Below are 14,033 nucleotides of genomic sequence, written 5' to 3'. Positions count from 1 at the left end.
AGGGCAGGGTGTGCCTGGAGGAAAGAGAGGAAACGGAAGACCGATCAGGCGACCGCCAAGCGGGCGTAGGCCGGACGGCCAACCGGCAGCGCCGGAGCCTGGATCTCATACCGCCACGCGCTGCGGTCGGCGAACAGGGCGCGCAGCAACTGGTTGTTCAGGGCGTGACCGGCGCGGATGCCGTGGAAATGGCCGATGACCATCGCGCCCGCCAGATACAGATCGCCAACGGCGTCGAGGATCTTGTGACGGACGAATTCGTCGGTGAAGCGCAGACCGTCGGCGTTCATCACCGTGTCGCCGGAGATGACCACCGCGTTGTCGAGCGAACCGCCACGGGCCAGACCCATCTTGCGCAGCCCCTCGACCTCGTGCAGGAAACCGAAGGTGCGGGCGCGGCTGATTTCGTCCTTGAAAACGTCGCCGTCCAACTCGACCGCGCGGGATTGGCGCGAGATGGCGGCGCTCTCGAAATCAATCTCGAAGCTGTAGGTCGTCGCGTCGTCCGGCGCGAAGGACGCGCTTTTGACGCCGTCGCCGACGCTGACCGGCTTCAGAATGCGGATGATGCGGCGCGGCGCGCTCAGGACCGCCACGCCCGCCTGCTCGATGGCGGCGACGAAGGCGGCGGCGCTGCCGTCCATGATCGGAACCTCGACGCCGTCGAGGGAGACGACGGCGTTGTCGATCCCGCAACCGGCCAGCGCCGACATCAGATGTTCGATGGTGCCGATGGTCGTCCCGTGCTCGTTGCCGATCACGGTGCACATCCGGGTGTCGACCACGCTGTCCCAGCGCGCCGGGACCACGGCGGCGGCCCCATGCCGATCCGTGCGGATGAAGGTGATTCCAGAATTGGCGTCGGCGGGGGAAATCGTCAGCGTGACGATGGCGCCCGAATGCAGCCCAACACCGGCGATGGTCGCCGATTTCTTCAGGGTCTGCTGGAACATGCCGTCCGCATTACCGCGATTGTTTGCCACGATGTTTGTCCATCTTCGCCACGCTTGGGTCTTGGCGACCATGTCCGGCGCTGCTCTTCAGGAGCGGGTCTGCCGATCATGATCCCCTTGACTATGCTGTTTGGTAACATCGGCGTTGGGCCAGGACAAATCACTCTTTGTTACCGTTTGTTGCAGGGCAAAAGGCGTTTGGGGTCGCGCAAACCATTGATGAGGCAAACAAAAAAACCCCCAGGCTGACGCGAACGTCCGCCCAGGGGCCGAAATTTTCGGTCAGGTTGTGGAGCCGCCGGTCGTCGCGGTTGGAGGCGGCGACCGGCGGTTATCTCCGGCTTCCGCCGGGATCAGTTGGCCTGACGACGCAGAAAGGCGGGAATATCCAGCTCTTCCTGCTCGTGGCCAGTTTTCGCTTGAGCGCCTTCAACATTCAGACCCGACGGACGCGGGGCCGGAGCCATCGGCGGCGCCGGTTGATACGCCTGCTGCGGTTGCGGCTGCGGAGCGACCGGATAGGTGGGCTGCTGCGGCTGTTGCTGCTGCGGTTGTTGCGGATAAACCGGCTGCTGCTGCGGCATCGGTTGCTGCTGCGGATAGGCGGCCTGCTGCGGCGGATAGCTGGGCGCGGGCGCGTATTGCGGCTGTTGCGGAGCCGGTTGGGGTTGCGGCGCCGGTTGCTGCTGCGGATAGGCGGCCTGTTGCGGCTGGTAGCTGGGCGCGGGCGCGTATTGCGGTTGCTGAACCTGTGGCGCCGGCTGCGGGGCTGGTTGGGGCGCCGGTTCGGCCTTGCCGCGACCAAGACCCGTCACCAGACCGAACAGGAAATTCGGTTTGCGCGCGGGTTGGGCCGGTTCTGGCGCCGGGGCCGGGGCATGACCCAGCGACAGACCGGCAGGGTGCTGCTGCGGCGCGTGCTGCTGGTGGTGCTGCGGCTGTTGCTGCGGCGGCATCGGCGGCTGTTGCGGCTGGTGGGCGTGCTGCTGCGGAGCCTGGGGCGCCATCTGGTATTGCGGCGGCTGGCCGACGGTCGTCGGCTGACGTTGACCGGCGTCGGCGGGCTTGGGCGCGTAGAAATGGCCGCCCTGATTCTCGCCATGCAGCGGCCCGTTGGTCGGGCGGTGCGGCTGGGCGGTTTCCGTCAGCTGCTGCTCATACGCCTGCGGGGCGTGGTGCTGGGCCGGGTCATGCTGCTGGGCCGTGGCGCCCGCCGTCACCGGCTGGGGCTGACGCAGCACCGAGTTGCCGGTCGGGATGCCGGGGGTGGCGGAGCCGGGCATCGCCGGGGACGCGCTGGTCAGGCCGGCGGGGGCGCCGGGCTTCTTGTTGCCCAGCGACAGGTTGACCGGGTGCAGGGCGCGCGGGTTGCTCATCGCGGCGGCGTCGATGCCGGTGGCGACGACCGACACGCGCATCGTGCCGTCCAGCGAGGCGTCGAAGGTCGAGCCGAAAATGATGTTGGCGTCGGGATCGACCTCGTCGCGGACGCGGTTGGCCGCCTCGTCCACCTCGAACAGGGTCATGTCGTAACCGCCGGTGATGTTGATGAGCACGCCGCGCGCGCCCTTCATCGACACATCATCCAGCAGCGGGTTGGAGATGGCGGCCTCGGCGGCTTCGATGGCGCGGCGTTCGCCGCTGGCCTCGCCGGTGCCCATCATCGCCTTGCCCATCTCCGTCATCACCGACCGGATGTCGGCGAAATCCAGGTTGATGAGGCCGGGCATCACCATCAGGTCGGTGACGCCGCGCACGCCCGAATGCAGAACGTCGTCGGCCATCTTGAAGGCGTCCGCGAAGGTCGTCTTCTCATTGGCGATGCGGAACAGATTCTGATTGGGGATGATGATGAGGGTGTCGACATATTGCTGAAGCTCGGCGATGCCGCCCTCGGCCAGCCGCATGCGGTGCGCGCCCTCGAAATGGAAGGGCTTGGTGACGACGCCGACGGTCAACAGGCCGCGTTCGCGCGCCGCGCGCGCGATGACGGGCGCGGCGCCCGTGCCGGTGCCGCCGCCCATGCCGGCGGTGATGAACACCATGTTGGCGCCTTCGAGGAACTGGACGATGTCGTCCATCTGCTCTTCCGCCGAGGCGCGGCCGATGTCGGGCTTTGACCCTGCGCCCAGGCCGCGCGTGGTGGCGGTGCCCAATTGCAGGCGCTTTTCGCACAAGGAACCCTTCAGCGCCTGCGCGTCGGTGTTGCCGACGACGAAGTCCACGCCTTCCAGGTTCGACTTGATCATGTTGTTGACGGCGTTGCCGCCGGCGCCACCGACGCCGAAGACCGTGATGCGCGGCTTCAGCTCTGGCTCAATCTGAGGAATGGTCACGTTGATCATTGTTTTTAGGCCTCCACAACCTGTTTTGATTTGCGTTTTCTACGACGGGTCACGATCGGTCCCCGGTTGTGTCCAGGGCGTGCCGGATCGGGATCCGGTTTGATGCGCTGCGGGGAAAATCTCATCACAGATTCTCCCGCAGCCACAGGCCGACGCGGCCCAGCAACCCGGTGGTGAAGACAACCTCGCGGCCTGTCACCATCAGATCGGTCGGGGTGCGCACGGCGTGCAAAAGAAGGCCCGCCGCCGTCGAAAAGGCGGGTCCGCCATGGGCCTCGTTGAGACCGGCGATCCGCGTCGGGCGGGCGATGCGGACCTGTTTGTCGAGAATAAGCTGGGCCAACTCCCGCGTGTTGGGCAGTTGGCAGCCGCCGCCGGTCAAGACGACGCGGCGGCCCACCCGGCGGGCGTAGCCCGAACGGTCGATGGCGGCGCGGATCTCCTCGAAGATCTCTTCCATCCGCGCCTGAATGATGCTGACCAGGAAGGCGCGAGTCATGCTGACGCTGCCGCTGCGCTCGTCCTCGCCAACCTGGGGAACCTCGATCATCTCGCGTTCGTCGGCGGGGTTGCCGCGCGCGCTGCCATGCAGGACCTTCAGCCGTTCGGCGTGGACCAGGGATGTGGCCAGACCATGGGCGATGTCGCTGGTGACGTGGCGGCCGCCCAGCGGCACCGCGCCCGTCCACACCAGATTGCCTTCGGTGAAGATGGATATCGTCGTGCCGCCGCCGCCGATGTCGACGCAGGCCGCGCCCATCTCCATCTCATCCTCGACCAGACAGGACAGGCCGGAGGCGAAGGGGCTGACCACCATGCTTTCGATGTTCAGATGGCAGCGGGCGATGCAGGTCTGCAAGGTGCGAATCGCCCCGGACGCGGCGGTGACGACGTGAAGTTCGGCCCCCAACTGGTTGCCGTACATGCCCTTGGGATCGCGGATGCCGGGGCTGTCGTCCAGCGAGAAACCCAGCGGGATGGTGTGGACCAACGTCTGGTCGGGACCGGCCTGAAGGGTGCGGGCGTGCGACAGGGCGCGGCGGATGTCGCCGTCCGTCACCTCCTGACCCGACACCGGGACTTGGGCGTTGAAGCTGTGCGAACGGGGGTGGCCCATCGACAGGTTGACCACCACATCACGAATCGTCTCGCCCGCCATCTGTTCGGCGGCGTGAACGGCGGCGCCGATGGAGGTTTCCGCCGCCTCCATGTCGATGATGGTCCCGGCGCGGATTCCCGTGGCGATCTGGTGGCCGACGCCGATCACGCGGAACGAACCCGGTTCGTCCAGCCGCGCGATGATGCAGCACACCTTGCTGGAGCCAACGTCCAGCGCCGCGACGATGGCGCCGCGCACAGGTCGTTTCGACTTTTTGGCCCCGTTGAATCCGATACCGAACATTGCCCTCAGTCCAACCTCATCGCCGCTTTCGACCGTTTTCCCACGCCTTGCGTCAGATCTTTTTGCCGGGTGGCTTCTTCTTGGTCTCCTCCTCCCACCCCGGCAGTTGCGCGGTGGCGGAGGTTTGCAGAATGGCGCGTTCAGGCTGGCGCAGGTCGATGGCGACGATGTCGCGGTCCAGCGCCTTGCCCTTGCTGTCCATCTCGGCCAGTTGGCGGAGCGCCATCGGCATTCCGGCCCCTTCGGGCAGCTTGACGGTCACGCCATTGTCGAGTTGCAGGTTCCAGCGGCGGTCGCTGATCCAGCTTGCCGACAACACGCGTGGCTTGATCGTCGGCGCCTGTTCCAGGGCGGTCAGCAGCGATTGCACCTGTTGCGGGGCGTTGGCGCCGATCACCTGCGGCAGCGTGTCGATGCGCTGGTTGCCACGCCGGGCCAACTCCATCGCGTCGGCCAACGGGCGGCCCGCGCGGTCGATCACGGTGAATTGCCGGTCATGCTGCCAGATCGCCATCGGCTGGCGTTCCGCCAGACGGATGTACAGGATGCCGGGCAGGCGGCGTTCAATCGATGCGGCGGACACCCAGGGCAGTTCCTCCAACCGGGCTTTGGCTTCGGCCAGATCAATCGACAGGATCGGCTCGCCCCGGCGCACGCCCAGCGCGTCCATCACCGTGTCGCGTTCGGTTTCGTTGCGCCCGACGACCAGAATCTCGCTCAGCGTGAAGCCCAGCGAACTGGTGCTCCGCAACAGGCCGTCATGCGCCGCCGCCACCGTTTCGGCGAGGCTGGGGCGCTTCCAGGCGGCTCCGGCGGCGCCGAGCAGGAACAGAATCGGCGCGACGATCAGCGCGGTTTTGATTGCGGGCTTGGCCCAGCGCGGCATGGCGCGGCGGCGGTTGCCGCGCTGGGCCGAGGCCGCCATGGCGCGCGGCGGCGTCGGCATCTCGTCGCGCGGGCGTCCCGCCAGGGTCGGGCGGAGCTGCGGGTTGGCCATCAGGCGAGCTGACATGAAGCGTTCTCCACGAGCCAGCCGACCAGCGCGCCGTAGGAAATTCCCACATGCGCGGCCTGTTCGGGCACCAGCGACAGGGGCGTCATGCCCGGCTGGTTGTTGATCTCCAGGAAATACAACCCGTCCGTTCCCGGCCGGCTGTCGTCCCAACGGAAGTCGCTGCGCGAAACGCCCCGGCAGCCCAGGGTTTGATGCGCCACAACCGCCAGCCGCTTGGCCTCCTCGGCCACAGCGTCGGGGATGGCGGCGGGGACGGTGTGGACGGCGTGACCGGCGCTGTATTTGGCGGTGTAGTCGTAAACCTGCGCCTCGAAGACGATCTCCGTCACCGCCAGCGCGCGGTCGCCCATGACGCCGACGGTCAGTTCGCGGCCCCGGATGAACTCCTCCACCAGCGCGCGTTCGCCGAAGGTCCAGGCGTCGCCGACCGGGCTGTTCTGTCCCTCGCGCACCAGGGTGACGCCGACGGTCGAGCCTTCGTCCACCGGCTTGACGATGTAGGGGGCGGGCATCGGGTGGGCGCCGCCGGTGATCTCCCCGCGCGTCAGCACCAAACCCTTGGGGGAGCGAACCCCAGCGGTCTCCAGCACCCGCTTGGTCATCGCCTTGTCCATGGCGATGGCCGACGCCTGGACGCCGGAATGGGTGTAGGGCAGGCCGAGGAACTCCAGAATGCCCTGGATCGTCCCATCCTCGCCGCCGCGCCCGTGCAGGGCGTTGAACACCACGTCGGGGCGCGGGCTGGTCAGCGCCTGCATCAGCCCGGCCAGATCGCGCTGAACGTCCACGGCGGTGACGCGGTAGCCTTCCTCTTCCAACGCCTTGGCGACGCCAGCGCCGCTGACCAGCGACACCTCGCGCTCCGCCGACCAGCCGCCCATCAGGACGGCGACATGCTTTTTGTGGGCGTGCAGCAGGGCTTCGGTCATTGGGCGGTTCCTTCGCCGGGCACGCCGACGCGCTTGATTTCCCACTCCAGCGTCACGCCGGAGCTGTCGAACACCCGGCGCCGCACCTCTTCGCCCAAGGCTTCGAGATCGGCGGCGCGGGCGTTCCCCTGGTTGATGAGGAAGTTGCAATGCATCTCCGACACCTGGGCGTCGCCGATGGACAGGCCACGGCACCCGGCCTTGTCAATCAGCTCCCACGCCTTGTGGCCGTCGGGGTTCTTGAAGGTGGAGCCGCCGGTGCGCGACCGAACCGGCTGGCTATCGGCGCGCTTTTCCGCGATTTCGGCCATGCGCCGGGCGATCTCCAGCCGGTCGCCGGGGACGCCGCGCAGCACCGCGCCGGTGAAGACGCAGTCGGTCGGCGCGTCGGCGTGGCGGTAGGTGAAGCCCATCTGCTCGTTGGAGAAGGTCAGGCGGGCGCCGTCCCGGCCCACCGCCTGGGCGGCGACCAGCAGGTCGGCCATCTCGCGGCCATAGGCCCCGCCGTTCATCCGCAGCGCGCCGCCGATGGTGCCGGGGATGCCGGACAGAAACTCCAACCCGGCGACGCCCGCGTCGCGCGCGACCACGGCGACGTTCAGATCCAGCGCGGCGGCCCCGACGGTCAGCGTGTCGCCCGCGCAGGCGATGTCGGCGAAGCCCCGGCCCAGCCGGATGGTCACGCCGGGAACGCCGCCGTCGCGGACCAGCAGGTTGGAGGCGACGCCGATCAGCGTCACCGGCACGTCGTTCGGCAGGCGCTCCAGGAATTCCGCCAGATCGTCGGCGTCGGCGGGGCGGAACAGCACCTCCGCCGGGCCGCCGACGCGGAACCACGTCACCTGAGCGAGCGGCGCGTCGGCGGTCAAACGACCCCGGCATTTCGGCATCAGCTCGATCAGGTGGCGTTGGGTCATGGAGCGCGCCGCCATCATGGCTTGACGCCGTACAGGGCGGCGAGGTCGCCGGGCAGGCTGTTCGCCCATTGGGTGATGTTGCCGGCGCCCAGGCACACCACGAGGTCGCCGGGCTTGGCCATCTCGCGGATGATTTGCGGCAGCTCGTGCGGGCCGTGCAGGGCGACGACGTGGCGGTGCCCGTGCATCCGCAGCCCTTCGACCAGCGAGTCGCGGTTCACGCCCTCAATCGGGGTTTCACCGGCGGCGTAGACGTCGGCGACCACCACGGCGTCGGCGTCGTTGAAGCAGGTGCAAAAATCCTCGAACAGATTGGCCAGGCGCGAATAGCGGTGGGGCTGGACCACGGCGATGGTGCGGCCCGTCCCGGCGGTGCGGGCGGCGCGCAGCACGGCGGCGATTTCCACCGGGTGATGGCCGTAATCGTCGATCACGGTGACGCCGTTGACCTCGCCGGTCTTGGTGAAGCGGCGCTTGACGCCCTGGAACTTCGCCATGCTGTCGCGCATGACGACGTCGGGCAGGCCCATTTCGTTGCCGACGGCGAAGCAGGCCAGCGAGTTCTGGACGTTGTGCGGGCCGTACATCGGCAGGCGCACGCCGGTGATGGCGCGGGTCTCGCCGGTGTGGCGGTCATAGACCAGCACGTCGTATTTGGCGCCCGCCGGGCTGTGTTCGACGTTCACCGCACGGATGTCGGCCTGCGGCGAGAAGCCGTAGGTGATGATGCGGCGATCCGACACGCGCGGGATCATCGCCTGGACTTCCGGGTGGTCGATGCACAGCGCGGCGAAGCCGTAGAAGGGGATGTTCTGGACGAAGCTGTCGAAGGCGTTCCGGGCGTTGTCGAAGGTGCCGTAGAAATCCAGATGCTCCGGGTCCATGTTGGTGACGACGGCGATGCAGGCGGGCAGCTTCACAAAGGTGCCGTCGCTCTCGTCCGCCTCGACCACCATCCAATCGCCGGTGCCAAGCCGGGTGTTGGAGCCATAGGCGTTGATGATGCCGCCGTTGATGACGGTCGGATCAAGGTTGGCGTGCTCCAGCATGTGGCCGACCATCGAGGTGGTCGTGGTCTTGCCGTGGGTGCCGCCGATGGCGATGGCCCATTTCAGCCGCATCAGCTCGCCCAGCATTTCGGCGCGGCGCACCACCGGGATCAGGGCGGCGCGGGCGGCGACCACCTCCGGGTTGTCGCGCTTGACCGCCGACGAGACGACCAGCACGGCGGCCCCGGCGATGTTTTCCGCCCGGTGGCCGATGAAGACCGAAACGCCAAGGTCGCGCAGCCGCTTGACGTTGGCGCTTTCCGACAGGTCGGAGCCTTGGACCGCGTAGCCCAGGTTGCGCAGCACCTCGGCGATGCCGCTCATGCCGATGCCGCCGATGCCGACGAAGTGAATGGTGCCGATGGAGAGGGGAAGGGCGCGCATCTGGACTTACTTTCCGCGTCGAAGCATCAGGCGAAGGGTGGCGTCCACCGCGTCGTCGGTGAGGTCGGGGGGAAGGGGCTGCGCCCCATGAATGACATGCAGACGGTTGCGAAGGAAGCTTGCGCCGATGATCGACCGGGGGACCAGCGGGCAATAGGGACGGTTGAACCATCCTCCCTCGGTCCGGGTCAAGTGCGGCCAATCCTCCAGCGCGATGGGCGCGGGTCGGGTCTGTGATCGGCTTGTCGTCCGGCCCTTCATCATGGCGCAGCCCTCTCAGCCTGTGGTGTCGCAAGCATCGCCAGCACCGCGTCGGCCAGCGCGTCGGCGGCCAGTGCGGTTCCCCACGCGCGCGCGGCCTCGGCGGCGGCGCGCAAGGCGGCGGGATCAGTCAGCAGGGCGCTCAGCCGGTCGGCCAGCGCCTGCGCGGTGAAATCGGGTTGCGGGACCAGCCACGCCGCCCCAACCTCGGCCAATTGGCGGGCGTTGGCGGTCTGGTGGTCGTCGGTGGCGTGCGGATAGGGCACCAGGATCGCCGGGCGGCCGACGCAGGTCAGTTCGGCGATGGTCGAGGCGCCCGCGCGCGTGATCGCCAGATGGCAGGCGGCCAGACGATCCGGCACGTCGCGGAAAAAGCTCTCCAACGTCAGCCCGCCCAGCCCCAGGCCGGACAGGGCGGCGCGCGCGGCCTCCAGATCCTCCGGTCGGCATTGCTGCGACAGATGGATGCGGGCGCGGATCGGCGCGGGCAGCAGTGCCAGCGCCTGCGGGACGATGTCGGAAAAGACGCGGGCGCCCTGGCTGCCGCCCATCACCAGCAGGCGGACGGGGGACTCGCCCTCGGGCGCTTGATAATCGGCGTCGCGCTGGGCGGCGATGGCCGGGCGCACCGGGTTGCCGGTGCGGATGATCTTGGCGCGGTCGGCCTCGCTGACGCGGGTCACGCCGGTGAAGGCCACGGCCAGCCGCTTGGCCCCGGCGATCAGCATCCGGTTGGCGCGGCCCAAGACCGCGTTCTGTTCGTGCAGCAGCGACGGCACGCGCGCCTGGATGGCGGCGTACACCGTGGGAACCGACGGGTAGCCGCCGAAGCCGACGACCGCCGCCGGGCGCAGGCGGCGCAGCAGCGCGCGGGCCTCCAACAGCCCCAACGCCATTTCGACCGCCGCTTTCAGCTTGCCGATCAGCCCGGCGCCGGGGGACGCGGCGCGGATGCGGTGGACCGGCACCTCGGCCAGCGAATCGCCAAAGGCGTGGCCGCGCCGGTCCGTCACCAGCGTCACCGACCGGCCACGGGCCAGCAGGGCGCGGGCCAGCGCCTCGGCGGGGAACATGTGCCCGCCGGTGCCGCCAGCGGCGAGCATGATGGTTCCGACGGCGCCGGGGGTGGTTGGATTCGCCATGCCGGGCCTCACTCCGTCGGGCCGAAGCGCTTGCGCGTCAGCGCCAGCACCATGCCCATGCCGAAGCCCAGCGCCAGCAGCGACGAGCCGCCGTAGGAGATGAAGGGCAGGGTCATGCCCTTGGTCGGCATCAGATGCAGCGCCGACCCCATGTTGATGGCGGCCTGAAGACCGAACTGGATCAACAGCCCGGCGGTGGCCAGCAGCACGAAGTAATTGGTGTCGTTGAACACGCGGGCGAAGCCGCGCAGCACGACGAAGGCGAACAGCGCCACCAGGAACAGGCAGAAGATCAGCCCCAGCTCTTCCCCGGCGACGGCGAAGATGAAGTCGGCATGGCTGTCGGGCAGAGAGAATTTCACCGTGCCCTGACCGGGGCCGGTGCCAAGCAAACCGCCGTTGGCGAAGGCCTCCATCGAACGGTTGACCTGGTAATTGTCGCCCGCGTGCGGATCCAGAAAGCGGTTGATGCGGCTGGTGACGTGCGGCAGGAAGAGGTAGGCGCCGAACAGCCCGGCGATTCCCAGGCCGCCCAGCCCCATCACCAGCATGATGTTCAGGCCCGCCAGGAAGAATTGGGTGAACCATACCGCCGAGACGACGAAGGTCATGCCCAGATCGGGTTGCAGAATCAGCCCGGCCATGGTCACGCCGTACAGCGCGATGGACACCAGCGCGCCGGGAAAACCGGGCGAGGTGCGCGACAGCGAGAACAGCCACGCGGCGACCACGGCGAAGGCGGGCTTGATGAACTCCGACGGCTGGATCGACAGGCCGGGAATGTGGATCCAGCGGCGCGCGCCCTTGATCTCCACCCCAACCACCAGGGTGGCGTAAACCAGCAGCAGCGCGATCACGAACATGCCCAGCGCCGCCCGCCGCACGCCGCGCGGGCTGAGCAGCGAGACGCCGCACATGATGGCGATGGCCGGAACCAGCATCATCAGGTGGCGTTCGACGAAATAGAACATGTCCTGGATGCCGATGCGCTCGGCCACCGGCGGGCTGGCGGCGGTGATGAGCACAGTGCCCAGGAACATCAGCAGCGCCACGGCGCCAAGCTGCCAGCGGTCCACCGTCCACCACCAGCGCCCGAAGATGGATTGGTCGGTGCGGTCGAAGGTAATCATGCGTCGACGCTCCCGTCCGGTTGCTGGGCCTTGGCGATGGCGTCGGCGTAGGCGGCGAAGGCCTCGCCGCGCTTCTCGAAATTGGCGAACTGGTCCCAGGAGGCGCAGGCGGGCGACAGCAGCACGCAGGCGTCGGACAGCCCCTCCGCCAGCGCCAGACCGGCGGCCTTGGCGGTGGCGACGTCGAGCGTCCCGCAACGGGTGTGGGCCACGCCCTGGCCATCCAGCCATGCGGCGAATTGGTCTTCCGCCTCGCCGATCAGGAAGGCGTGGCGGACGCGGCCCATATAACCCTCCAGCCCGGCCAGCCCGGTGTCCTTGGCTTGCCCGCCGAGGATCCAATAGATCGGGTTGAAGGTGGCCAGCGCCTTTTCCGTCGCGTCGGCGTTGGTCGCCTTGCTGTCGTTGACGAAGCGCACGCCCTGGACGCTGGCGACCAGTTGCTGACGGTGGGCGAGGCCGGGGAAGCTCCTCATCGCCGTGACGATGATGGCGGTCGGCACCCCGGCGGCCTTGCAGGCGGCGAAGGCGGCGGCGGCGTTCTGCCAATTGTGGGCGCCCAGCAGGTTGGGGAAATCGGCCAGCTCGGCCACCCGCTCGGCCCGGCCCTCGGTGTCGTCGATCAGGCCGCCGTCGGCGGCGTAGACGCCCCCGGCGACCGGGCCGCGCGCCGAGATCGGCCAAATCCGCTGATCGGCGGCGGCGGTCAGAGCGGCGAAGATCGCGCGGCAATGATCGTCGTCCACGCCGATCACCGCCGTGCGCGGCGCGGTCTGGCGGTGGAAAATCAGCTTTTTCGCCGCGACATAGCCATCCATGCCGCCATGGCGGGCCAGATGGTCGGGCGTGACGTTCAGCAGGACGGCGACGTCGAAGGTGATGGAGAAGGTCAGCTCAAGCTGATAGCTCGACATCTCCAGAATGTGCGTGCCGCCGCTGCCCAGCGGGGCGAAGGTCAAAACCGGCGTGCCGAGATTGCCGCCAACGCTGATGGGCCGTTTGGCGGCGGCCATGATGTGGCCGATCAGCGTGGTGGTGGTCGATTTGCCGTTCGTGCCGGTGATGCCGATGAAGGCGGCGTCACGCTCCGCCCGGCCCAGCAACTCGACGTCGCAGACCAGTTCGATCCCGGCGGCGCGCGCGCGCAGGGCGACCGGGTGCGGGGCGGGGTGGGTGTGCGGGATGCCGGGCGACCAGACGATGGTGGTCAGCTCCGACAGGTCGGCGGTGGACAGATCGACCACACGGAAGCCGTCGGCCTCAGCCGTGGCGCGGCTGGCGGGGTTGTCGTCCCACACCCAGACCTCGGCCCCGCTGCGGCGCAACGCGGCGGCGGTCGTCAGCCCGGATTTCCCCAGACCCATGACCGCGACCGGCATGCCTTCCATGTAAAACAGGTCGATCATCCCGGCCTCACCGCAGTTTCAAGGTGGACAGGCCGACCAGCGCCAGGATCGAGGCGATGATCCAGAAGCGGATGACCACGGTCGGCTCGGCCCATCCCTTCTTCTCGAAGTGATGATGCAGCGGCGCCATGCGGAAAACCCGCTTGCCCGTAAGCTTGAACGACAGGACCTGCACGATGACCGAAACCGTCTCCAACACGAACAGGCCGCCGATGATGCCCAGCACGATTTCGTGCTTCGTCACCACGCTGACGGCCCCCAACGCCCCGCCCAGCGACAAAGAGCCGGTGTCGCCCATGAACACCATGGCGGGCGGCGCGTTGTACCAGAGGAATCCCAGTCCCGCACCAACAAGCGCGCCGCAAAACACCGCCAATTCGCCCGATCCCGGAACATGGTGGATTTGCAGATAGTTGGCGAAAATGGCGTTGCCGGTCAGGTAGGCGATCAGGCCGAAACAGCCGGCCGCGATCATCGTCGGCACGATGGCCAGCCCGTCCAGCCCGTCGGTCAAATTCACCGAGTTGGACGCGCCGACCATGATGAAGGCGCCGAACGGGACGAAAAACCACGACAGTTGGATCAGGTAATCCTTGACGAAGGGCACGGCCACGCCGCCCGACAGCGGCGGCGCCGACACCCACATGATGAGCGCCGAGGCGGCGACGCCGATGCCGATTTCCCAGCCCAGCCGGAAGCGGCCCGACAGCCCCTTGGTGTTGCGCTTGGTCAGCTTCAGGTAATCGTCGCCAAAGCCGATCAGGCCGTAGCCGATCGTCACCATCAACACGATCCACAGATAGGCGTTGGTGACGTCGGCCCACAGGATGGTGCTGACCGTCATGGCGATCAGAATCATCAGGCCGCCCATGGTGGGCGTGCCTTTCTTCTTGAAATGGCTTTCCGGCCCGTCGGCGCGGATCGGCTGGCCTTCGCCCTGTTTGCTCTTCAACCACGCGATCAGGCGGGGGAAAAACACGAAGCTGATGACCAGAGACGTCATCATCGCGCCGCCCGTCCGAAAGGTCAGGTAACGGAACAGGTTGAAGGGCGAGAACACATCCGCCAGGGGGAAAAGCAGGTTGTAGAGCATCGGATTC

12 protein-coding genes are annotated in these 14,033 nt (G+C 67.9%); all 12 read right to left on the bottom strand.

The genetic code is table 11. The features are described from left to right. Positions 1-44 precede the first annotated feature (44 nt). A complete protein-coding gene (lpxC, locus tag D3877_RS06730) occupies positions 45-953 on the bottom strand; it encodes a UDP-3-O-acyl-N-acetylglucosamine deacetylase (RefSeq protein ID WP_238474759.1) in 909 nt (302 codons plus the stop codon). A gap of 353 nt (positions 954-1,306) precedes the next feature. Then, positions 1,307-3,298 (bottom strand): cell division protein FtsZ, encoded by a 1,992-nt coding sequence (gene ftsZ / locus D3877_RS06725; RefSeq protein WP_199720713.1) that lies wholly within the window; start codon positions 3,296-3,298, stop codon positions 1,307-1,309. 124 nt (positions 3,299-3,422) lie between these two features. Further along, positions 3,423-4,700 (bottom strand): cell division protein FtsA, encoded by a 1,278-nt coding sequence (ftsA, locus tag D3877_RS06720; protein ID WP_119829901.1) that lies wholly within the window; start codon positions 4,698-4,700, stop codon positions 3,423-3,425. A 52-nt stretch (positions 4,701-4,752) separates the two neighbouring features. Continuing rightward, positions 4,753-5,712: a cell division protein FtsQ/DivIB gene (locus tag D3877_RS06715; protein WP_119829900.1), complete on the bottom strand. Its 960-nt coding sequence runs from the start codon at positions 5,710-5,712 to the stop codon at positions 4,753-4,755. After that, the gene (locus D3877_RS06710) at positions 5,697-6,644 is read right to left on the bottom strand and encodes a D-alanine--D-alanine ligase (protein ID WP_119829899.1); all 948 of its coding nucleotides are present in this window, start codon (positions 6,642-6,644) and stop codon (positions 5,697-5,699) included. The genes D3877_RS06715 and D3877_RS06710 overlap by 16 nt, the downstream gene beginning before the upstream one ends. After that, positions 6,641-7,579, bottom strand: coding sequence for a UDP-N-acetylmuramate dehydrogenase (gene murB, locus D3877_RS06705; RefSeq protein WP_119829898.1), 939 nt, complete (start codon positions 7,577-7,579; stop codon positions 6,641-6,643). The genes D3877_RS06710 and murB overlap by 4 nt, the downstream gene beginning before the upstream one ends. Then, the gene (murC, locus tag D3877_RS06700; protein ID WP_119829897.1) at positions 7,576-8,994 is read right to left on the bottom strand and encodes a UDP-N-acetylmuramate--L-alanine ligase; all 1,419 of its coding nucleotides are present in this window, start codon (positions 8,992-8,994) and stop codon (positions 7,576-7,578) included. Before murC ends, murB begins: the two co-directional genes overlap by 4 nt. A 6-nt stretch (positions 8,995-9,000) precedes the next feature. After that, positions 9,001-9,186: a hypothetical protein gene (locus tag D3877_RS06695; protein ID WP_238474758.1), complete on the bottom strand. Its 186-nt coding sequence runs from the start codon at positions 9,184-9,186 to the stop codon at positions 9,001-9,003. Between the two features lie 68 nt (positions 9,187-9,254). Next, positions 9,255-10,397 (bottom strand): undecaprenyldiphospho-muramoylpentapeptide beta-N-acetylglucosaminyltransferase, encoded by a 1,143-nt coding sequence (murG, locus tag D3877_RS06690; RefSeq protein ID WP_119829895.1) that lies wholly within the window; start codon positions 10,395-10,397, stop codon positions 9,255-9,257. 8 nt (positions 10,398-10,405) lie between these two features. Next, entirely contained in the window at positions 10,406-11,527 is a 1,122-nt protein-coding gene (locus D3877_RS06685) for an FtsW/RodA/SpoVE family cell cycle protein (protein ID WP_119829894.1), read from the bottom strand. Next, positions 11,524-12,933, bottom strand: a complete 1,410-nt coding sequence (murD, locus tag D3877_RS06680; RefSeq protein WP_119829893.1) for a UDP-N-acetylmuramoyl-L-alanine--D-glutamate ligase — start codon at positions 12,931-12,933, stop codon at positions 11,524-11,526. The genes D3877_RS06685 and murD overlap by 4 nt, the downstream gene beginning before the upstream one ends. Positions 12,934-12,940: 7 nt before the next feature. Then, a complete protein-coding gene (mraY, locus tag D3877_RS06675; RefSeq protein ID WP_119829892.1) occupies positions 12,941-14,026 on the bottom strand; it encodes a phospho-N-acetylmuramoyl-pentapeptide-transferase in 1,086 nt (361 codons plus the stop codon). Between the last annotated feature and the right edge of the window lie 7 nt (positions 14,027-14,033).

Origin of the sequence: Azospirillum cavernae, assembly GCF_003590795.1 — a bacterium.
Lineage (GTDB): Bacteria > Pseudomonadota > Alphaproteobacteria > Azospirillales > Azospirillaceae > Azospirillum > Azospirillum cavernae.
This window is presented reverse-complemented; position numbering and strand designations above follow the sequence as displayed.

Coding starts and splice junctions, on each gene's coding strand:
- lpxC (WP_238474759.1), bottom strand. CDS start 953: ATGTTCCAGCAGACCCTGAAGAAATCGGCGACCATCGCCGGTGTTGGG.
- D3877_RS06710 (WP_119829899.1), bottom strand. CDS start 6,644: ATGACCGAAGCCCTGCTGCACGCCCACAAAAAGCATGTCGCCGTCCTG.
- murG (WP_119829895.1), bottom strand. CDS start 10,397: ATGGCGAATCCAACCACCCCCGGCGCCGTCGGAACCATCATGCTCGCC.
- ftsZ (WP_199720713.1), bottom strand. CDS start 3,298: ATGATCAACGTGACCATTCCTCAGATTGAGCCAGAGCTGAAGCCGCGC.
- ftsA (WP_119829901.1), bottom strand. CDS start 4,700: ATGTTCGGTATCGGATTCAACGGGGCCAAAAAGTCGAAACGACCTGTG.
- D3877_RS06685 (WP_119829894.1), bottom strand. CDS start 11,527: ATGATTACCTTCGACCGCACCGACCAATCCATCTTCGGGCGCTGGTGG.
- D3877_RS06715 (WP_119829900.1), bottom strand. CDS start 5,712: ATGTCAGCTCGCCTGATGGCCAACCCGCAGCTCCGCCCGACCCTGGCG.
- murC (WP_119829897.1), bottom strand. CDS start 8,994: ATGCGCGCCCTTCCCCTCTCCATCGGCACCATTCACTTCGTCGGCATC.
- mraY (WP_119829892.1), bottom strand. CDS start 14,026: ATGCTCTACAACCTGCTTTTCCCCCTGGCGGATGTGTTCTCGCCCTTC.
- murD (WP_119829893.1), bottom strand. CDS start 12,933: ATGATCGACCTGTTTTACATGGAAGGCATGCCGGTCGCGGTCATGGGT.
- murB (WP_119829898.1), bottom strand. CDS start 7,579: ATGATGGCGGCGCGCTCCATGACCCAACGCCACCTGATCGAGCTGATG.